The 871-nt window shown below is 44.8% G+C and carries 1 pseudogene; it reads right to left on the reverse strand.

Annotation, left to right across the window (positions count from 1 at the left end):
- Positions 1–24: 24 nt before the first annotated feature.
- Positions 25–871 (reverse strand): annotated as a pseudogene (locus BACCOP_RS01025) (transposase); the annotation flags it as partial.

An 871-nucleotide genomic window follows, 5' to 3' on the forward strand; every position in this document is an offset into this window, starting at 1 on the left:
AGTTCGTTAAAAATTCGCCCAAGCCTAAGCGGCTCTGGCAGTAAATAAAAATGAGTTCTTTGAAAAGTTTGTCAATAACTTGCGGGTCTGGGCTAATCCCAAACACGCAAATAAATCGTTCAAGCATATAAGCATTGTGTATGAAAGACTTGCAGGAGGATATGGAATAGGTTATTCCGAGCCTCTTACATGCCGCTTTGGCCAAGTTGACAGCAGCAAGCGATGCATTGAAGTGAAAATCCAATTTCCTGAAGTCGGTAGACTGGCAGCTGGTGATTCCTGCATGCTGCTTGCCATCTCTAAAGCAAAATTCCAGTTGGAACCTGGTTCTGTAATAATCCAGCACCTCACGTCCATCCATGGAATCGTCTGTAGAGAAGTAAAGCTGCCACTTGTCTGTCCTCCCGTCCATCGGATACCAGATGGCTAAGGAAACATACCTTTTGAGAGCTTTTGCATATACCCTCAATCCGTATAGCTTTCCCTTGTTCACCTCGTATTCCTTGCACCGGGTCAAATCCAGATTGGCAAAGTCAATCCTGCCGTCAAACCACTTGGGATGGCCACGTTTTCCTGTTTTCTGTTCCAATGTCGGATAGTACAGGATTACGTCATTCCGAAAGCGGCTGATGACATGGAAATCGTTCTCACACATAGGTGTTACGAAAGTTTCCTTGGAAAAGAATGCGTCTGCAACCACCGTTTTGGATATGCTTTGCAGCTTGTCTTTTCTGCTGATAAGATAGCAGCTGTACCAGTCAACAAGGTTCTTGTCCATATTATCCAAGGTCTTACAATCCGGCGTCTGAATGGAACCTAAAGTCATGCATTCATGGTTGTCGATGTCAATGACACCGATGCCCATGATTTC

The sequence above is a fragment of the Phocaeicola coprocola DSM 17136 genome (assembly GCF_000154845.1).
GTDB lineage: Bacteria > Bacteroidota > Bacteroidia > Bacteroidales > Bacteroidaceae > Phocaeicola > Phocaeicola coprocola.